This is a genomic window from Cohnella terricola, assembly GCF_007786475.1.
Lineage (GTDB): Bacteria > Bacillota > Bacilli > Paenibacillales > Paenibacillaceae > Cohnella > Cohnella terricola.
Genome location: NZ_VNJJ01000002.1, coordinates 443,731 through 462,309, shown reverse-complemented (window position 1 = coordinate 462,309; position 18,579 = coordinate 443,731). Strand labels below are relative to the sequence as shown.

Below are 18,579 nucleotides of genomic sequence, written 5' to 3'. Positions count from 1 at the left end.
TTAATTATAGAAGGAACCAAAGCGGAATTTGTAGAAACAATATAACTGAAAACATATACGATATGGTCATTCTGTTAATGGAATCGAGGTGGAGAGATTGGCGGTAGGCAGCGTTAATGTTCATTTGTGCGGCCATTCCAGGCATGGGGAACCTTTTAAGCAAGAATACCGGAATGGGCTCGATACCTATATTATCCGATTGCAGTTGGAGGGAATCAGCCAAGCGTTGATCGATGGGAAGCTGACGGACGTCATGCCCGGAGATTTGCTTCTATTTAAGCCGGGAGACGTCTACGAGCTGAGAATCGGGGCCCCGGGGGAGAAAATGAAGCCGAGCGGCGACTATTTCATGATGTGCACGGGAGCAGGCATGGACGAGTGGTGGGCGGAGAAAACGCGGCCTACATGCCGGAAGATCGCCGAAGACGAGCGGATCAAGGGAACATGGCATCAACTGTTTCTGGAGAAAAGACGGCTGGACGGCGGACACCCGGAGCTGGTCTCGCTTATCGTCCGCACTTTGTTGCTGTTGCTGGACCGCGCTTTGGAAGAAGCGCCGCTCGCGCAGTCGGCATCCGCTTTTCTTGCGATCAAGATGCGTAATTACATCGAAGAGAACGCCTCGAAGGTTCTTAAGTTGGAGCATATTGCAAGCCATGCGGGGCTGAGCGTGTCGCGCGCGGTGCATCTGTTCAAGGACCATTTTGGGATCTCCGCGATGCAGTACGCTCAGCAGCTTCGGCTTTCGCATGCCGTCGACTTGCTCGACCACAGCGTTCTGCCGCTAGAACAGATCGCTTTGGAGACGGGACTCAGCAGCTATACGTACTTCCATCGGGTATTCCGGGCCGCGTACGGGATCTCCCCAGGCGCTTATCGGAAGAAGCGGCAGCGAGGATAACAAGACAAATTGGTTGAATTTGCTGATGGTAATAGTGTTATAATGAGCCTAACTTTGGCAGACGGAATAGGGATGAACGAGTGGAAACGGCAACGAAAGCGAAAATCGGAATCGCGGGCATATCGGTTGTCGGCTTGGGGGCGATTATTCTGTCCGTCGTCTTTATACTCCGAGGGATATGGGGAACTCCAAGCGACGACGAGACGAATATGCCACGCGATTATAAGTATGATTCCGTTGCAGCTAGCAACGGCATGGAGCTTCACTATTTGCTCACGCAGCCGTCCAATATCGAGCTGGAATCCGTGAGCAACAACTTGGTTGCGGCTCCCTTCTATGGGATCAACGGAGGGTTCTTCTACGACGACGCTTTGCTCAGCATTGCCGTCATGAATGACGTTCCTGTACATAAGGAGATCGACCAATTCGGTTCTGGCGCTGCCAACGTCAAATACGCGCGAGGAACGTTGGTCTGGGACGGCGAACTGAATCGGTTTAGCGTACAAGTCGTGCGTCGGGCATCCGAGATCGAGGTGTCTGATCGCGCGAGATACTGGGCGCAAGGCGGCATTAGCATGAGCCTGGACAGGAGCGAGAGCTGGACGGAGCAAGCGGCGGCAGAAGCCGCGCCGTTGCCGGATCAGGCTTCCCTGCGGTCAGCGGCCGTGTACGATGAAGAAGGCAATCTATATCTGATCGTCAGTACCACGAAAGGAACGCTGGCTGCCTTCCGCGAAGCGATCGTCGAGAAGATCGGAGACGGACGGCTCGTAAACGGCATTTTCCTTGACGGCGACGGCTCGTCGCAGCTTCGGTGCAGGGAAGTGAAGCTAAGAGGGGACGGCAGACCGGTCGTACAGATGATTAGCCTGCTGCAATAAGTGGGCAAGTTGGATGCACCCGTCTTATGGGAGACGGGTGTATTTTTAGTAGCTTTAATGCACTGACAGTGCTCTAAGATTGCTCGACGCACCTCCCCCGAACCAACAACGCACTGACAGTGCTCTATGATTGCTCGACGCACCTCCCCCGAACCAACAACGCACTGACAGTGCTTAATAGCTGCTCGACGCACCTCCACCGAACCAATAATGCACTGACAGTACTTAATAGCTGCTCGGCGCACCTCCACCGAATCAATAACGCACTGACAGTGCTCTATGATTGCTCAACGTATCTCCACCGAACCAATAATGCACTGACAGTGCTTTATAGCTGCTCAACGTATCTCCACCGTACCAACAACGCACTGACAGTGCTCTAAGATTGCTCGACGCACCTCCACCGAACCAATAATGCACTGACAGTGCTTTATAGCTGCTCAACGTACTGCCAACGTCTCCAGTAACGTACTGTCGGTCCTCTATCGGCCCCGCTCTCCCTCCTTTATTACAAAAATAAGAGTAGCGATGGGCAGGTAAATCCGGTAAAATAGTTTAAAAATTGAAACGTAGTTTCGCACAATGAAACAATCGGATGGGGCGTCGACTTATGAAAAATAACAAATGGAGCCGTCTTCTCGAATTCGGCAGAGCGTATCATCCGATCGTACATTCCTTGTTGCTGGGAACCGTTCTGGCCCGGCTCGCTTCGTCGATGAGTTTGCCTTTTCTGGCGATCTATCTAGCCAAACACACGGATGTCGGCGCGGTAATGATTGGGCTGATCATCGGGGCCGGGTCACTGGCGGGAACGGTAGGAGGTTTTGTTGGCGGAACGTTGTCTGACTTGTTCGGTCGGAGAAAAATCCTGATTGGAGCGCTGGTCGGATGGGGAATTGTGTTTCTCGGCTTCGCGATGGCTAACAACGTCTTTATATTTTTCTTGCTCAGTTTGCTTAACGGGTTGTGCAGGTCGTTCTACGAGCCGGTCTCGCAAGCTCTGATGGCGGATCTGACAGAAAAAGAAAAGAGGTTCCAAGTATTCTCTCTGCGTTATCTGGCCATCAACATTGGCGTTGCCGTCGGACCCTTGCTAGGCGCTTTGTTCGCCGCACTGGACAGCACGCTTCCTTTTTATATTACCGGAGTAATCTATTTGGTGTATGCATTTTCCTTGTATGCGCTGCTGAATCGATTCGGAATCAAGAAAATCGAAGGCGTGAAGAAATCGGATAACACGTTCCTATCGGTGTGGAGAGTTGTGAGAAATGACGTCGTTCTTCGCTACTATCTGCTAGGAGGGATCGTCACCGCAATCGGCTATTCGCAGATGACGGTTACGCTATCCCAATACGTCGGAGACAAATTCGTCGACGGGGTCGCATTGTTCGCCGTCATGATGAGCGTGAACGCAATCACAGTCGTCGTTTTGCAAGTTCCCTTTACGAAGCGGGCGGACAAATCCAGTCCTTTAGCGGTGTTAACCGCCGGAGTGATCTTCTACGCGCTCGGCAACGTTGGATTCGGGCTATCGAACGGCTGGGCGATGTTTATCCTGTCGATGATCGTGTTTACGTTCGGCGAGATGCTCACTTATCCGGCAGGGAATATGCTTACGGATCGAATTGCGCCGGAAGGAATGCGGGGAGCTTATTACGGGGCGCAGTCCTTCAGTAATTTGGGCCATTTTCTGGGGCCGTGGGTCGGAGGTTTGCTGCTCAGCCGCTACAACGGATCGGTCTTGTTCCTGACGATGGCGGTCGTGGCGATGTTCGCGATCGTATTTTACAGGGTAGGGGAAGGCTTGCGTACGAGACAACGCATACCTCTCTCCAAATCGACCTAAGCGCAACCTTTTCGATAGCTGCACCGTTTAATAGGAAAATCCCAAGGTTTCCTATAAGTGGGGGGGTTCTATGAAAAGATTCGTGTTTGTTTTGTTCGCTGCGCTTCTTAGTGGATGCGGAACGACCGGCTCGCCCGAAGGGGGCGGAGCAGCTGCCGCGCCGTTAAAGGTTCCGTTCGCATCCGCAAAACCTCCGATTAATCCGTCTCCACCAGCGGAAGGGCTTAAAGCGATTCAAGCCCAAGTTCAGGAAATCTGGCCGGAGATCGAGAGGCGCCACTCGGTGGCGTGGCAGACGCTTGGCACGGGGGACGACAAACTGATGCTTCAGATCCGCAGCTATGGCGATGTCGAACGCGAACTGACACAGGCGGATGTCGACGCGATTCGGGATAGCTTATTCGAAGAAATCGGCGAAGAGTTTCCAATAGACATTTCCGTATTGTCCTGCTGCAGTGGAGCTCCTTTCGTGACGGGGGAGATTCGATCGGTTGATGAGATGAGCAATCGAATACTGGTCGTAAATGAGAGCAAAAAGAACGGCAATACCGACGATCCGGAAGCGTACTGGATCGAACTCTCCGAGGATGGCAAGATCGTCTTCGGCGACGGGGAGCCGACGAGGCAATTCGATACGTCCCTTGTAGGCAAGGAAGCGAAAGTATGGACGACCGGACTCGTCCATCAGTCTTATCCAGGACAGACGGCAGCTCTTAAAGTGATCGTGGAATAAGAAGAAGCCTTAAGCCCCGGCCGGATTGCCAAGGCTTAAGGCTTTCATTGCCTGATATGGGATTCTACGAGTTTTTTCACCCGTTCGAGGCCTTCCCACATATCTCCGGGACCGTCGTAGATGAGGACGTATGCGCCGTCGTAATCGGAAGGCATGGCTTCAAGGCAACGAGCGAATTCCTCTTCATCGGGATTACCCTTATCGTCATAGGCGGGTTTGGCGTGAATAGACGAGCTTATGGGCGCGATTTGCGCAATCTCGGCGTATTTGGCATCGCCATGAAAATTGCCGAAGTCGGTAATCATCCCAACGCCGCTCCCCGCGGAGTCAAGCAGCTTGAGGCAGCTTTCGCCGGTGGAGGTCATCGGTTTGAAGTTCTCGGTTACAACGCGTACGCCGAGAATCCCCGCATATTCGGCCAGCTCCGACAGCGCCGCGGCCGATCGTCGGATCGCTTGTTCGTCCGTCGGCGACGCTTCTCCCGCGACAAGGCGAATACGATTGGCTCCGCATTGGGCAGCGATTCCGATCCAGTCGCGAAATAATCGGATGTCCGCGTTTCTTCTAGTCTCGTCGGCAGCCGTCAGGTCGCCGTAATCGAGCAGCAGCGTGTCGAAACCGATCCCGGACGTATCGAACGACCGGCGAAGATCTTGCAGATAGGTTGTGTCCGTCGAAGGGAAGTGAAAGTGGCATACTTCGATCGCGCGATACCCTCTTCGGGCGGCTTCCCCGGGCAGATCCAGCAAGGAGTGTGTCTGAGGCTGATCCTCGACGTGAGTGCGATGGGTTGTGCTGTCGGCGTCCCAGTAAGTCCAACGAAGGGGACCGAGCATACGGTGCAAGCTCCAAGTGCTGACGGAAATATAGGACATGAGGGCGAACCTTCCTTTCGCGGAACGTGTGGCTATTGTTCGATCTACTCTAAGCGTAGAGGAAAAATACAATTTTTTCTAATGCGTATTGTGGCGAGATTGTCTCGTATTTTGTTTTTGCAACCGATCTCGTTGTACAATGATGGGATCATTTCGAGCGGAGGATACGATGATCGCGAACGATTATGTATACGAGCTTGCTTCTAATGACGAGGAACGCGGGTTGCGCCTGCTGGAGACCCGAACGCTATTAGAAAGCAATGTTAAATACCGGTTAGTGCGCAGTAAGGCGGCGGTCGATCCTAGTCGAAGTCCGTTCATCAAATCGAGATTATCTGTCTTATTCGAGGGAGATCGGTTGGAGGACATCGCTGATCGGGTAGGAGTCATCGAGTTGAACGGGGCGACCTTTAAGGTACATGCGCTGGATCATGACGATCCGGCGGAGGGCGGCAAGTTCGACTATGACCGTAAAAGGGCGATGGAACGGGAAATCGGTTATCGGTTCCGCGGAAAGGCGGAGATGCGGTCGCCGGATCGGGAATTCGGTTTCGCGAGAATGGGCGGACGTTGGCTGTTCGGGGAATTGGCTCGCGGGCAGGCTGTCTGGCTCAAGCATAAAGAGAAGCCAAGAGAATATTCAACGGCGTTAAGCACCCGGGTAGCTCGTGCGGTCGTCAATATTGCCGTTCCTCGTATCGAAGGCGTACGAGCGATAGATCCTTGCTGCGGCATCGGGACTGTGCTCGTGGAGGCCGCATCGATGGGGATCGAGATCGAAGGAAGGGACGTGAATCCTCTTGCGGCGGTCGGGGCGCGCGAGAACTTGGCTCATTTCGGCTATGGCGGCTCGGTCCCTGTAACGCTTGGCGATATGCGGGAAATCACGGGCCAATACGATGCTGCGGTTATCGACATGCCTTACAATCTTTGTTCTGTTCTCTCGCCGCGCGAGAAGCTGGAAATGCTGCGAAGCGCCCGGGCTTTCGCGAATCGGATCGTCGTCGTAACGCTGGAAGATTTGGATTCCATCGTCGCCGAGGCCGGCTTCGATATTTTGGATCGCTGCACGGTTAACAAAGGGAAATTTGTTCGGCAGGTTCTTATATGCGAATAATGGTGCATGTATTGAAATTATAGCGGGTTTCGTCCACAATGGATGAAGAATATAAACCAGAACATTACTCGCCGAGGAGAGAGAACCGAAAATGAAGTATATAAGCACGAGAGGGAAAGTCGCGCCGATCGGCTTTATCGATATGTTCCTGATGGGACTGGGAGAGGATGGCGGACTCATCGTTCCCGAGACGATTCCGACCGTAGGAGCGGAACAACTAAAGGCATGGTCCGGCCTGTCTTTCCAGGAACTCATGCTCCAAGTTTTCTCCTTATATACGAACGGCGAAATTCCGGAAGAAGACTTGCGGAAGCTGGTCGAGGACAGTTATGCGGGCTTCACAAGCCCGGACGTATTGCCTCTGACGAGAATCCATGACGGATTAAGCGTAATGGAGCTGTTCCACGGGCCGACGTTCGCGTTTAAGGACGTTGCTCTGCAGTTCATGGGCAATCTATACGCGTATGTCGCGAAAAAAAGGAATGAAGTCATCAACATTCTGGGAGCGACTTCCGGAGATACGGGAGCTTCGGCGATCAGCAGCGTCCGCGGCAAAGAGGGCATCCAGATCTGCATTCTGCATCCAAATGGTAAAGTCAGCCGTGTGCAAGAGCTGCAGATGACGACAGTGCAAGACGAGAACGTGCTAAACTTGTCGGTAAACGGGAACTTCGACGATTGCCAACAGATCATCAAAGAGCTGTTCGCGGACGTACCGTTTAAGACGAAGTACCACCTTCGCGCGATCAATTCCATTAACTTCGTGCGCATATTGGCGCAGTCGGTCTATTATTTTTACGCGTATTTGCAATTGCCGGAAACCGCTCGCGCCAGCGGCGTGAACGTCAGCGTTCCTACGGGCAACTTCGGCAATATTTTCTCCGGGTATCTGGCTAAGAAAATGGGTGTCCCGATCCGTCAGCTCGTCCTGGCAACGAACGAAAACAATATTCTCGAGCGGTTCATCCGCGAGGGCGTGTACAAGCCGGAAGGTTTCCGCAGCACGCACAGCCCGTCGATGGACATTCAGATCGCGAGCAATTTCGAGCGCTACTTGTATTATTTCTGCGGAGAGAATGCAGCCGAAGTGTCGGCGCGCATGGAACGATTCAAAGCGGAAGGCCAATTGACGTTCGATGCGGAAGAAGTCGCCCGCATTCAGCGGGATCTGACCGCGCACAGCGTCGGGAACGAAGAGTGTCTGGCAACGATCCGCAAATACGATGAGCAGTACGGCTATTTGCTGGACCCTCATTCGGCGTGCGGAGTTGCGGCTTATGAGCGCGCGGGCGACAAGAGCGAAGGCGCGTTCGTCTCTCTTGCGACGGCCCATCCGGCTAAGTTCGACGAAGCGATCCGCCTGATCGGAATCGAGCAGAAGTTCCCGGAGAGAATATCCGAGCTGTTCGATAAGCCCCAGCGGCAAGTTATCGTTGATAATTCGAAAGAAGAGATCGCGGAGCGGTTGGTCGATTTTTATCGCGTAAGCCAATAAAAGCATCTAGAGGGGGAGCTACATTGATTATAGGCGCAGTTGAGGCCGGAGGTACGAAGTTCGTATGCGGAATCGGCAATGAAAAAGGGGAAGTGTTCGAAAGGATCAGTTTTCCGACGGAGCAGCCTGAGAAGACGCTCGCGCAAGTCGTCGAGTATTTCCGGGACAAGCAGATCGAGTCGCTCGGCATCGGATCGTTCGGTCCGATCAATATCGATCGTTCCAGCCCGCAGTATGGCAATGTCACTACGACACCGAAGCCGGGCTGGTCGAACTTTCCCGTTCTTACGGAATTGAAGAAGTCGATAGACGTTCCGATCGGCTGGGATACGGACGTTAACGCGGCGGCGCTCGGCGAAGCGACTTGGGGCGCGGCTCAGGGCTCGGATAGCTGCCTGTATTATACGATCGGCACGGGAGTAGGCGTCGGCGTCTACGCCGAAGGCCGGATGGTGCACGGGCTCGTGCACCCGGAAGGCGGACATGTGTTGACACGCCGCCATCCAGACGATACTTACGGCGGCAAATGCCCTTACCATGGCGATTGCCTGGAAGGCATGGCCGCGGGACCAGCCATCGAAGCAAGATGGAAGGTCAAGGGCAGCGAGCTGCCGGTCGACCATCCGGCTTGGGAGATGGAAGCCTTCTACATCGGAGAGGCGCTTATTAGCGCGATTTTGCTGCTGTCTCCGAAGAAAATCATTCTTGGCGGCGGCGTCATGCACCAGATGCAGCTGTTTCCGCTTATCCGCGATCATGTGCGGAACGGGTTAAAAGGATACGTAGCTTCTTCTGCATTGGAAGAAGGCGGTATCGACAATTATATCGTGCCTCCAGGTCTCGGGGACAACGCCGGCTTGTGCGGCTCGATCGCTTTGGGCCTGCGCGCGTACGAAGAGTCGCAGCAGCGGTAAGAGATAGTGCGAAGCTTCGCCTCCCGGCAGTGGGGGCGGCCGAGTAAGGAGAGAGGTTATTTCTGAAGGTTCTTTTCGAACCGTCAGAAGTAACTTCTTTTTTATGTTGATGAGGTGGATAGCTTGTAGGCTGTATTCAGGTGAAACCGAGTTAGAAGGCGGGAAAAGGGGTAACGTGCGTCTGTAGTCAGGCGAAATCGTGTTAGAAGTCGGGAAGTGGGGCATCGTGCGTCTGTAGTCAGGCGAAACCGAATTAGAAGGCGGGGAACGGGGCATCGTGCGTCTGTAGTCAGGCGAAACCGAGTTAGAAGTCGGGAAATGGGCAACTTGCGTCTGTAGTCAGGCGGAACCGAATTAGACGACGGGTAACGGGGCATCGTGCAGCTGCAGTCGGGCGAAACCGAAATTTGCTAGTTGAAGATGGAGATACTATTGACAATTCCCATTAAATTAAACATTATAACATATGAACACATATTCATATGTTATAGAAATGGGGGATAAAGATGAATCACAACCATGCACACGGCCATAGCCACGGTCATAGCCACGGTCATGATCATCACCATCATGGATTAGGTGGACACAATCACCACGATTCCAATCGCGCGGGGAACAAGAAGGGCTTAACGATTGCCCTGGTCATTACGGCGGGAATCATGGTTCTTGAATTCGCCGGAGGCCTTCTGACGAACAGTCTCGCCCTGCTGTCGGACTCCGGCCATATGTTGAGCGATGCAAGCTCGCTTGCGCTTAGCTTAGTCGCTTTCTGGTTTGCCGCCAGACCGGCTTCGCCGAATAAGACGTACGGCTTCTATCGTTTCGAGATTTTGGCGGCTTTGTTTAATGGCGTCACGTTATTCGTGATCGCGGGATTCATTATGCGGGAGGCGTTACATAGATTCTCCTCGCCCCCGGAAGTATCCAGCCTGTCAATGATCCTCATCGCTACGGTCGGATTGATCGCGAATTTGCTGAGCGCCCTTGCCCTTATTCGCAAAGGCGACGTCAAAAACAATCTCAATCTCAGAAGCGCCTACCTCCATGTGCTCGGAGATGCGCTCGGGTCGGTCGGGGCGATCGCGGCCGGTCTCCTTATGCTTGCGTTCGGTTGGTATATCGCGGACCCGATCATCAGCGTGCTCGTATCTTTGTTGATATTAAGAAGCGCGTGGGGAGTAATTAAGCATACCGTTCACATTCTGATGGAAGGAACGCCGATGACGGTCGACCAGGATGCGGTCATATCGACGCTAATCAGAATCGAAGGAGTCGTCGACGTACACGATCTGCATATCTGGACGATTACCTCCGGGCTCGACTCTTTGAGCTGTCATCTTCTGATCGAAGACAAAGCGGATCATCAAGCGATTCTTCAGCAGGCGATCAAGTTGATCGAGGACGAATTCAAAATTCAGCACGCGACGATCCAGATCGAAAGTCCGGCGATCCGTCATTCTGAGCTAAAGGTATAGCGGTGAAATCGTAGTCGACCTACCCCCAAGGAGAAGAGGATGTATAAAAATGAGCATTTTCTAACCTTTTTTTAAGAAAGCGGTGGAAGCGCCTTAATGATTGGGTTTATCTTCTCCTTGGAAAAATATCGGTAAAAATAGTTGTGTTATATTAAACTCCGACAACGATGGTTTGTTTGCAACCAGAGAAACCGGAGGATTTACGGTACATGTACAAGAAACTTACGATAAAAATAGCATTAGCTTGCGGGATTGCGGTAACGGGATTGTTCGGTGCGATGATCGGTTCGCCGTCGAAAGCGTCCGCCGCTACGCCCGAATCTTTAGATCTTCTTTCTTTCGGCAAGGACTTTATCGGAACTCCTTACCAATTCGGCGCCGCAGCTGGAGTCACCAACACTTTTGATTGTTCTTCGTTCGTGCAATACATATTCCAGGAATCCGGAGTCAAATTGCCGCGAACTTCGTCATCTCAAGCCAACGTAGGCGAAAAAGTCGATAAAGCGTATCTGAGCGTCGGGGATCTCGTCTTCTTCAAAACCGGAGGCGGCGGAATCAGTCACGTCGCAATCTACGCCGGCAACAGCAAGATCCTGCACGCGAGCAGCAGCCAAGGAGTCACGTTATCGAACATGAACTCGAGCTATTGGACAAAGGCATATGTAACGGCGCGCCGAGTACTGTAACGCCGTCATACAACAGAGCTCTTCCGACGGAAGGGCTCTTTCGCTTTAGCGATGTTGCAGTACCTGGACGATGTGCTGATCATGATGATCGTTCGGGAGATCCTAACGGACCCAGATGCCGCTATTTGATCGAAATTGCGTGCAAATCGATACTTGTAGAGAGAATAACGACGCTGGGGTCCGTTAGATCAGCCTGCGGGGGATAAACCGGCAAATAACGTCTCTAAAGTCCGTAAGAGTCATCGGCCTATCCCTCCGGCTTTCGGAAGACATCTACTTATCATCGATCTTCAGAATTTCGCCGTTGTCGACGAACGTTGAGATTGGATTGTGCGAATTCGACAAAACTACTGACGCTAAATCCGCAGATAAGGTTTCAGGAAAGGAACAATTCCCAGAATTTACGGGATCTTTAGGTTTTGCATATCGAAAGCTGTCCGATTTTGGATTATAATTTGAGTAGGCTGAAACGTTTCTTTTTTTCGGTCGTAAATATTTATATCAAAAAGCACGATGCCGAAGGGAGACCCTGCTAGACATGACGATTTCGCTAGTTAAAGGACAAAAAATCGATCTCACGAAGGGAAACGCCGGACTTAGCAAAATTACCGTAGGCCTCGGATGGGATCCCGTTACGAAAAGAGGCTTTTTCAGCTCCAAGAAAGTGGATATTGATTGCGACGCATCGGCTTTGCTGCTCGACGAGAACGGTAAACTGACCGGGAAAAATCTCGTCTGCTTCCATAACCTGAAAAGCCCCGACGGATCGGTTATTCACTCCGGAGACAACCGCACGGGCGAAGGCGAAGGCGACGACGAGAAGATCCATATCGATCTTGACCGCGTTCCTGCGAATATCCACCGGATACTTGTCGTCGTGAACATCTACGACTGCGTGAATCGCAAGCAGGACTTTGGTATGATCTCTTCCGCATACATTCGAGTCGTGAACCGCTCTAATAATCAGGAGATGGTTCGATTTAGCCTGACGGATAATTATGCCGGCAAAACCGCGCTGATTGTCGGAGAAATCTATCGCTATAACGGGGAATGGAAGTTTAACGCGATCGGCGAAGGAACGTTCTCGCCGCATATCGATCTGCTAGCCCGCCAATACGTATAAAACACTAACCGAAAGAGGGAATGAACATGTCTATCAGCTTATCCAAAGGACAGAAAATCGATCTTACGAAAACGAACCCCGGCCTTACGAAAGTGTTGGTAGGACTTGGCTGGGACACGAACAAATACGACGGAGGCAAAGATTTCGACTTGGACGCTTCCGTATTTTGCCTGAACGGAGCGGGCAAGGCCGCTTCCGAGAAAGATTTTATCTTCTATAACAATCTGCAAAACACCAACGGCTCCATCGTGCATACGGGCGATAACTTGACGGGCGAAGGCGACGGAGACGACGAAATGGTTAAAGTCAACTTGTCCAACATCCCGGCTGAAGTTGAGAAGGTCGCGTTCTGTATCACGATTCACGAAGCGGTCGAGAGAGGTCAGAACTTCGGGCAAGTGACGAACGCGTTCGTGCGTATCGTGAACGAGGAGACAGGTGCGGAACTGATCCGTTACGACCTGGGAGAAGACTTCTCCGTCGAGACGGCTGTCGTTGTCGGCGAATTGTATCGCCATAGCGGAGAATGGAAGTTCAACGCGATCGGCAGCGGCTATAAAGACGGCTTGGCCGGCTTGTGCAAAGATTACGGTTTGATGTAACCGGAAGTTAACCCTTAGCGTCGAGGGACCGCCGTTCAGTAGTTGCGGTTCCTCTTTGCGTGAGAAGGAGGTTTTCAGGATGGCCGTGAATTTATCGAAAGGCCAAAAGGTCGATCTAACCAAATCCAATCCGGGATTGACGAAAGTGAAGGTCGGCTTGGGTTGGGATACGAACAAGTACGACGGGGGCAGCTCCTTCGACTTGGATGCGTCCGCCTTTTGTTTGAACGCATCGGGGAAGACGAGCTCCGAGCGCGATTTTATTTTTTACAACAACCGGTTGAACGCGAACGGCTCGATCTGCTTGTCGGGCGACAACCAGACCGGCGAAGGAGAAGGCGACGACGAATTTCTGACGATCGAATTGGGACAAGTTCCTTCGGAAGTCGAGAAGATTGCGTTCTGCATCACGATCCACGATGCCGCTGCCCGCAATCAGAATTTCGGTCAAGTTGCCAACTCTTTCGTGCGAGTCGTGAACGACGTCACAAACGAAGAACTTATCCGTTACGATCTCGGGGAAGACTTCTCGATCGAGACGGCGGTTGTTGTGGCCGAGTTGTACCGTCATAACGGGGAATGGAAATTCAGCGCCGTAGGCAGCGGTTATCGCGATGGGCTGGCTGGCTTGTGCCGGGACTTCGGAATTCAAGTATAGGAGGCGTATCGAAATGACGATTAGCTTAGCCAAAGGACAAAGAATCGATTTGACGAAAACCAATCCCGGACTGCAGAAAGCGATTATCGGCCTCGGTTGGGATACGAACAAGTATACGGGCGGAGACGATTTCGACCTGGATGCATCGGCATTCTTGCTTCATGAGAACGGCAAAGCGAACGGAATCGAAGATTTCGTGTTCTACAACAATCTGACCGCGTATTCCGGTGCCCTCGTTCATACGGGAGATAACCGGGACGGTCAAGGCGAAGGCGACGACGAGCAAATCAAGATCGACTTCACGAAAATTCCGGGCGCGATTCAACGCATCGGCATCACCGTCACGATCCATGATGCGCAATCCCGCAACCAGAACTTCGGACAAGTCTCGAACGCTTTCGTCCGCTTGGTGGACGAGCAGACAGGCAGCGAGATTCTGCGCTACGATCTGGGCGAGGACTTCTCGGTGGAAACGGCCGTCGTCGTATGCGAGCTATACCGTCACGGAGAAGACTGGAAGTTCCAAGCGGTAGGCGCCGGCTTCTCGGGCGGATTGGCCGCGCTTGCCCAAAACTACGGGCTTGACGCCAAGTAAAAGAAAATTACGGCAAACGGATTGATTATATCGAGCCAACATCGGCAAGGGGGCCATCATGGCAGAGTTTTTTCATAGCTTCATAGATAATTTCGCAAGTTTCTTCAATTGGGAGCATATTGGCGATATTTTATCCCAGCCTTCCACATGGGGAATTATCGGCACGCTGATTATTCTGGAAGGGCTGTTGTCCGCGGATAACGCGCTAGTGCTGGCGGTCATGGTCAGACACCTTCCGAAAGACCAGCAGAAAAAAGCGTTGTTCTACGGAATTATCGGCGCGTATATTTTCCGTTTTCTCGCGATCGGAATCGGGACGTATCTCGTCAAGATAACGTGGATCAAAGTGGCCGGAGGGCTTTACCTGCTCTGGATCGCGCTTAGCAATCTATTCGATCTGGAGTTCGCGATGTTGCGAGTCGGAGGAATTCCGCTCATTCCGTACATTCGCCGCAAGGCAGACGAGGAAGAGCAGGAAATCGAAAATAAAGGGCTCGGCTTCTGGCGCACGGTGCTGGCCGTCGAGATCATGGATATCGCCTTCAGTATCGACAGCGTGCTCGCCGCATTCGGCGTAAGCAACGAAGTGTGGGTGTTGTTCCTGGGTGGCATACTCGGCGTGCTGATGATGCGCGGCGTGGCTCAGGTATTCCTGAAACTGATCGAGAAGTTCCCCGAGCTCGAGCAGGCGGCATTTATTCTTATTGTCGTCATCGGCGCGAAGATGATCGCCGGAGCTTTCGGCTTCGATGTTCCGCATTCGTGGTTCTTCTCGACCCTCATCTTGATCTTCGTAGGCACGATGATCTACAGCTCCGTCAAGAAGAAGTCCGCTGCCGCCGATTCTTCGGCTCGTTCCTAATCTATCCGTCTGTTGTAGCGTCCTATCGGAAATATCCCTCATCATTGCGTGGGGGATATTTTTTAGAATTGTTTTTGTCATTTGTTTGAAGGTATTGCAGCTTTAAGGAGGGTGAGAGGCTTGCGTTATTTCGACTATCTGACCCCGGAGCAGGAGAACGATATTTTCCATTATCGTCCGACGGAGTTCAGCAATCGCGACGATAAAGAATTACTGGCTTACGCGGTAGGAGCGGCGCTATACATGCCGGCGACCAGACCGGCGATCGCTGAAAACATCATGAACAGGAAGATCAAAGGACTCGTCTCTCTCGTCATCGATCTTGAAGATGCAGTCGCGGACAATCAGGTTCATCTCGCGGAGCAGAATCTTCGTGAGACGTTGGACAAGCTCCAGACTTATTTGGATAGCGGGCGGCTGTATCCGCCTTCGCTGCCGCTCATCTTCGTTCGCGTTCGGTCCGTCCAGCAGTTCGAGAAGCTGCTTCGGTTGCTGGAAGGGCGTCTGAATCTGTTGACTGGATTTGCTTTTCCGAAGTTCACGGCGGAGTCCGGAGAAGCGTACTTCCGAATGCTGGAGGCTCATAATCAAGAGGCCGGACCGGAAGAGCCGATTCTGTACGGAATGCCGATTCTAGAAACGCCCGACGTGATTTACCGGGAGAGCCGGCTATCTGCATTGTTAGGAATTCGGCAGCTATTGTTGAGATATCGGCCTTACGTGCTCAACGTGCGAATCGGCGCGACCGACTTTTCGAGCATTTTCGGTCTTAGGCGCAATCCCGACATGACGATCTACGATATCGGCGTGATCCGGGATTGCGTGACGGACATCATCAATATTTTCGGCAGGGAAGAAAGCCGTTTCGTCATCTCCGGTCCCGTCTGGGAGTATTTCAGGAGCGATCGCGTGTTAAAGCCGCAGCTTAGAATGACTCCATTCCAGGAAATGATGGGCAAAGACGGGCTGAGGCTGCGCATGTCTTATCTCGACGGCTCCGTGGACGGCTTGCTCCGCGAGGTCTCTTACGATAAGGAAAACGGCATCGTCGGCAAGACGATCATTCATCCGTCCCATCTTCAGCCGGTTCAGTCTTTATATGTCGTCACGCACGAAGAATATATCGACGCGATCAGCATCATCGAGAACAGCCATGGCGACTTCGGTGTCATGAAAAGCCGGTATGAGAACAAGATGAACGAGATTAAGCCGCATATGAACTGGTCCAGACGGATTTTGAACCGATCAAAGATTTTCGGGGTGCTACATGAAAAACATAACTTCACCAGCCTGCTCGCCGAACCCGAACGAACGGGAGCGCTTGTATAATATCGTCGACGGCTTGGAAGTCGGGGTAAGCGTGACCGCGAACCCGTACCGGCTCAAGCTCGATGATCTGTTTCAGATGGCGGCTCGGATCAACAAGAAACGAGGCTTCCTCTTCGTCAGCAAGCTGCTGGGGAAGCATATTCCCGTCCGTCCGTCGCTATCACTCGGAGCGGGAGCATTGCTCGGCTGCCTATACGCGGAGCGGGAGCTCGGGCTTCGCAATGCCGCATCCGCAGAGGAAGTTCGTCTTGCCTTCGAGAGCGAGGAGCAGGCGGATCTTCTCTATCGGAAGCTAATGGAGCGGAAAATCCACCTCGACGAACCGACGCTCTTCATCGGTTTTGCGGAGACGGCGACCGCACTCGGGCATAGCGTGTTCGACGCGTTCGAGGGCAACGTCACGTTCATGCACACGACCCGCGAACGGATCGACGATCTTGTTTCGGAGATCGATTTCGAAGAGGAGCATTCCCATGCGGTTGCGCACCGCTGCTATGTCCGCGATCCCGGAATCTTCCGCGGCGCTTCCAAGATCGTGCTCGTAGACGACGAGATTACGACGGGAAAGACCGCTCTGAATATCATTCGCGAGCTGCACGGCAAATTCGGCAAAACCGATTACGTCGTGGCGAGCTTGCTGGATTGGCGTTCTCAAGCGGATAGGAAGCGGTTCGTCGAGTTAGAGAACGAGCTGGGCGTTCGCATCCGCTGCTTGGCGCTCGTCGAAGGCTCGATCTCCGTGAACGGGAGTCCCTTGGAGGAACGGGCGGGCGCTGGACGGGAGTTCGGTACACAGAGCTCCGTCCATATTAACCGCCATGACATCTCGTCGTTCTTCGCGCATCTGGACACGGAAGGCGAAGGCTACGCGGACGAGGAGCGATCCGTACCGTATTTAATGCACACGGGGCGGTTCGGTATGAACGCGCGGAACGGCGAGGAGCTGGACCGGGAACTCGGTTCGGCGGCCGAATATCTGCTCTCCCGAAGGTCGGGAGAACGGATTCTATGTCTCGGAACGGGAGAATTCATGTACATCCCGATGAGAATCGCCGAGCTTATGGGTGATGGGACGTATATCCAGTCAACGACGCGCAGTCCGATTCATCCGTTGCGCAAGGAAGAGTATGCCGTCTCCTCTGCATATCGTTATGATTCGGTTGACGGAGAGGACGTCGCGAATTATATGTATAATATCCATCCCGGTCAGTACGACGAGATTTTTGTTTTCGTCGAACGGGAGTACGACCTGAAGAACGGGGAGTCTTTCGAACGGGAGCTCGCCCGGATCGGAATCCCGATCGTGCACTTGGTCTTCTTCGGCAAGCAGAACGAACGGAGGGTCACGGAATGAAGGCGTCAATATTCGATGGCAACCTCGCGGAGCCGTCCCCTATGGGGAGCTACAAGCCCGAGGATGTCGTTTTCTTATTAAAGGATTTAAGCCATGTTTCATTGGAAAGAGACACGGAAGACCGGGAAGAGGCGATCCAATCCGGAACCCACTACTCGGAAATGCTGCCGATTGAGTATCGGCCATCGGAAGATTATATCCAGCTCTATCATGAGACGCTAAGTCGATCGGCGATGAAAGTCGCGGAGGCGGTTGCGGTCGTATCGGAGCAGATCATCGCCAAGCGGGGAACCGCTACGGTTCTCGTCTCCTTGGCACGGGCGGGAACGCCGATCGGCGTTCTCATCAAGCGCTACATAGAGGCCTACTATGGCATAGCGCTTCCTCATTACAGCATCTCGATCATCCGGGGCAAAGGCATCGACGAGAACGCCCTTAAATACATTTTGCGCCGCCATCCGGGGGAAGAGATTCAATTCATCGACGGTTGGACGGGCAAGGGAGCCATTCGCAAAGTGCTGATCGAAGCCTGCGAGGCTTTCGAGCGGAAGTACGGCATTCGCTTGAACGACGATCTGGCGGTGCTGGCCGATCCGGGCTGCTGCTCGGCCACTTACGGCACGCGCGAGGACTTCCTTATCCCGAGCGCGTGCCTGAATTCGACGGTGTCGGGCTTGGTCAGCCGGACGGTGCTTCGGGACGATCTGATCGGACCGGAGGACTTCCACGGGGCGAAATATTACCGGGAGCTGGCAGACGACGATCTGTCGAACGAATATGTCGACGCGATCGAGCGGCATTTTGCTTCCGTCAGAGAAGCGGCAAAGGCGCAGGCTTCCGAGCTGCTCAACACGGATACGGATGTCGTCACATGGCAAGGCGAGCGGGATATCCGCAACATCCAAAGCGATTACCGGATCGGCGACATCAACCTCGTCAAGCCCGGTGTCGGCGAGACGACCCGCGTCTTGCTGCGCAGAGTGCCTTGGAGGATACTCGTCGACGACCGGAATAATCCGAACCTGGCTCCCGTTCTGCTGCTCGCGGCGGATCGCGGGGTGCCCGTCGAAGAGTATCCCGATTTGACCTATTCATGCTGCGGAATCATTAAGCCGCTTAGGGAGGACTAAGCT

General features: G+C 53.1%; 18 protein-coding genes. 17 read left to right on the top strand and 1 reads right to left on the bottom strand.

Annotation, left to right across the window (positions count from 1 at the left end; genetic code table 11):
• Window positions 1-97: 97 nt before the first annotated feature.
• The 4 genes from FPZ45_RS05260 to FPZ45_RS05245 all read left to right on the top strand — a co-directional run bounded on the left by FPZ45_RS05260 (window position 98) and on the right by FPZ45_RS05245 (window position 4,361).
• On the top strand, window positions 98-901 hold the full coding sequence (locus FPZ45_RS05260; protein WP_144699127.1) for an AraC family transcriptional regulator: 804 nt from the start codon (window positions 98-100) through the stop codon (window positions 899-901).
• Window positions 902-981: 80 nt separating this feature from the next.
• Window positions 982-1,782 carry a hypothetical protein gene (locus tag FPZ45_RS05255; RefSeq protein ID WP_144699125.1) on the top strand — a complete coding sequence of 267 codons (801 nt, stop codon included), beginning with the start codon at window positions 982-984 and terminating at the stop codon, window positions 1,780-1,782.
• A gap of 610 nt (window positions 1,783-2,392) precedes the next feature.
• The gene (locus tag FPZ45_RS05250) at window positions 2,393-3,628 is read left to right on the top strand and encodes an MDR family MFS transporter (protein WP_246120328.1); all 1,236 of its coding nucleotides are present in this window, start codon (window positions 2,393-2,395) and stop codon (window positions 3,626-3,628) included.
• Between the two features lie 70 nt (window positions 3,629-3,698).
• Window positions 3,699-4,361 (top strand): DUF3221 domain-containing protein, encoded by a 663-nt coding sequence (locus tag FPZ45_RS05245; protein WP_144699121.1) that lies wholly within the window; start codon window positions 3,699-3,701, stop codon window positions 4,359-4,361.
• Window positions 4,362-4,405: 44 nt separating this feature from the next.
• On the opposite strand, the gene FPZ45_RS05240 is transcribed toward FPZ45_RS05245, so the two are convergent.
• Window positions 4,406-5,236 carry a sugar phosphate isomerase/epimerase family protein gene (locus FPZ45_RS05240; RefSeq protein WP_144699119.1) on the bottom strand — a complete coding sequence of 277 codons (831 nt, stop codon included), beginning with the start codon at window positions 5,234-5,236 and terminating at the stop codon, window positions 4,406-4,408.
• Window positions 5,237-5,405: 169 nt separating this feature from the next.
• Here FPZ45_RS05240 and FPZ45_RS05235 point away from each other — a divergent pair, with 169 nt between their 5' ends.
• The 13 genes from FPZ45_RS05235 to FPZ45_RS05175 all read left to right on the top strand — a co-directional run bounded on the left by FPZ45_RS05235 (window position 5,406) and on the right by FPZ45_RS05175 (window position 18,576).
• Window positions 5,406-6,353, top strand: coding sequence for a TRM11 family SAM-dependent methyltransferase (locus tag FPZ45_RS05235; RefSeq protein WP_144699117.1), 948 nt, complete (start codon window positions 5,406-5,408; stop codon window positions 6,351-6,353).
• Between the two features lie 91 nt (window positions 6,354-6,444).
• On the top strand, window positions 6,445-7,848 hold the full coding sequence (thrC, locus tag FPZ45_RS05230; RefSeq protein ID WP_144699115.1) for a threonine synthase: 1,404 nt from the start codon (window positions 6,445-6,447) through the stop codon (window positions 7,846-7,848).
• A 23-nt stretch (window positions 7,849-7,871) separates the two neighbouring features.
• Window positions 7,872-8,762 carry an ROK family protein gene (locus FPZ45_RS05225; RefSeq protein WP_144699113.1) on the top strand — a complete coding sequence of 297 codons (891 nt, stop codon included), beginning with the start codon at window positions 7,872-7,874 and terminating at the stop codon, window positions 8,760-8,762.
• 506 nt (window positions 8,763-9,268) lie between these two features.
• Window positions 9,269-10,237: a cation diffusion facilitator family transporter gene (locus FPZ45_RS05220; protein WP_144699111.1), complete on the top strand. Its 969-nt coding sequence runs from the start codon at window positions 9,269-9,271 to the stop codon at window positions 10,235-10,237.
• A 209-nt stretch (window positions 10,238-10,446) separates the two neighbouring features.
• Window positions 10,447-10,923 carry a C40 family peptidase gene (locus FPZ45_RS05215; protein WP_144699109.1) on the top strand — a complete coding sequence of 159 codons (477 nt, stop codon included), beginning with the start codon at window positions 10,447-10,449 and terminating at the stop codon, window positions 10,921-10,923.
• A gap of 538 nt (window positions 10,924-11,461) precedes the next feature.
• The gene (locus FPZ45_RS05210; RefSeq protein ID WP_144699107.1) at window positions 11,462-12,046 is read left to right on the top strand and encodes a TerD family protein; all 585 of its coding nucleotides are present in this window, start codon (window positions 11,462-11,464) and stop codon (window positions 12,044-12,046) included.
• A 26-nt stretch (window positions 12,047-12,072) separates the two neighbouring features.
• Window positions 12,073-12,648: a TerD family protein gene (locus FPZ45_RS05205; RefSeq protein WP_144699105.1), complete on the top strand. Its 576-nt coding sequence runs from the start codon at window positions 12,073-12,075 to the stop codon at window positions 12,646-12,648.
• 79 nt (window positions 12,649-12,727) lie between these two features.
• Window positions 12,728-13,306 carry a TerD family protein gene (locus FPZ45_RS05200; protein ID WP_144699103.1) on the top strand — a complete coding sequence of 193 codons (579 nt, stop codon included), beginning with the start codon at window positions 12,728-12,730 and terminating at the stop codon, window positions 13,304-13,306.
• 13 nt (window positions 13,307-13,319) lie between these two features.
• Window positions 13,320-13,901 (top strand): TerD family protein, encoded by a 582-nt coding sequence (locus FPZ45_RS05195; protein WP_144699101.1) that lies wholly within the window; start codon window positions 13,320-13,322, stop codon window positions 13,899-13,901.
• Between the two features lie 55 nt (window positions 13,902-13,956).
• A complete protein-coding gene (locus FPZ45_RS05190; RefSeq protein ID WP_222430760.1) occupies window positions 13,957-14,763 on the top strand; it encodes a TerC family protein in 807 nt (268 codons plus the stop codon).
• Window positions 14,764-14,883: 120 nt separating this feature from the next.
• A complete protein-coding gene (locus FPZ45_RS05185; protein WP_144699097.1) occupies window positions 14,884-16,092 on the top strand; it encodes an HpcH/HpaI aldolase/citrate lyase family protein in 1,209 nt (402 codons plus the stop codon).
• A complete protein-coding gene (locus tag FPZ45_RS05180) occupies window positions 16,031-17,446 on the top strand; it encodes a phosphoribosyltransferase family protein (RefSeq protein WP_246120327.1) in 1,416 nt (471 codons plus the stop codon). The genes FPZ45_RS05185 and FPZ45_RS05180 overlap by 62 nt, the downstream gene beginning before the upstream one ends.
• Entirely contained in the window at window positions 17,443-18,576 is a 1,134-nt protein-coding gene (locus FPZ45_RS05175) for a cysteine protease StiP family protein (protein WP_144699095.1), read from the top strand. Before FPZ45_RS05180 ends, FPZ45_RS05175 begins: the two co-directional genes overlap by 4 nt.
• Window positions 18,577-18,579 lie beyond the last annotated feature (3 nt).

Excerpts from the sequence above, each read along its gene's own strand:
- FPZ45_RS05175 (WP_144699095.1), top strand. The coding sequence starts at position 17,443 with ATGAAGGCGTCAATATTCGATGGCAACCTCGCGGAGCCGTCCCCTATG.
- FPZ45_RS05220 (WP_144699111.1), top strand. The coding sequence starts at position 9,269 with ATGAATCACAACCATGCACACGGCCATAGCCACGGTCATAGCCACGGT.
- FPZ45_RS05240 (WP_144699119.1), bottom strand. The coding sequence starts at position 5,236 with ATGTCCTATATTTCCGTCAGCACTTGGAGCTTGCACCGTATGCTCGGT.
- FPZ45_RS05195 (WP_144699101.1), top strand. The coding sequence starts at position 13,320 with ATGACGATTAGCTTAGCCAAAGGACAAAGAATCGATTTGACGAAAACC.
- FPZ45_RS05210 (WP_144699107.1), top strand. The coding sequence starts at position 11,462 with ATGACGATTTCGCTAGTTAAAGGACAAAAAATCGATCTCACGAAGGGA.
- thrC (WP_144699115.1), top strand. The coding sequence starts at position 6,445 with ATGAAGTATATAAGCACGAGAGGGAAAGTCGCGCCGATCGGCTTTATC.
- FPZ45_RS05215 (WP_144699109.1), top strand. The coding sequence starts at position 10,447 with ATGTACAAGAAACTTACGATAAAAATAGCATTAGCTTGCGGGATTGCG.
- FPZ45_RS05180 (WP_246120327.1), top strand. The coding sequence starts at position 16,031 with ATGAAAAACATAACTTCACCAGCCTGCTCGCCGAACCCGAACGAACGG.
- FPZ45_RS05245 (WP_144699121.1), top strand. The coding sequence starts at position 3,699 with ATGAAAAGATTCGTGTTTGTTTTGTTCGCTGCGCTTCTTAGTGGATGC.
- FPZ45_RS05250 (WP_246120328.1), top strand. The coding sequence starts at position 2,393 with ATGAAAAATAACAAATGGAGCCGTCTTCTCGAATTCGGCAGAGCGTAT.
- FPZ45_RS05235 (WP_144699117.1), top strand. The coding sequence starts at position 5,406 with ATGATCGCGAACGATTATGTATACGAGCTTGCTTCTAATGACGAGGAA.
- FPZ45_RS05200 (WP_144699103.1), top strand. The coding sequence starts at position 12,728 with ATGGCCGTGAATTTATCGAAAGGCCAAAAGGTCGATCTAACCAAATCC.
- FPZ45_RS05205 (WP_144699105.1), top strand. The coding sequence starts at position 12,073 with ATGTCTATCAGCTTATCCAAAGGACAGAAAATCGATCTTACGAAAACG.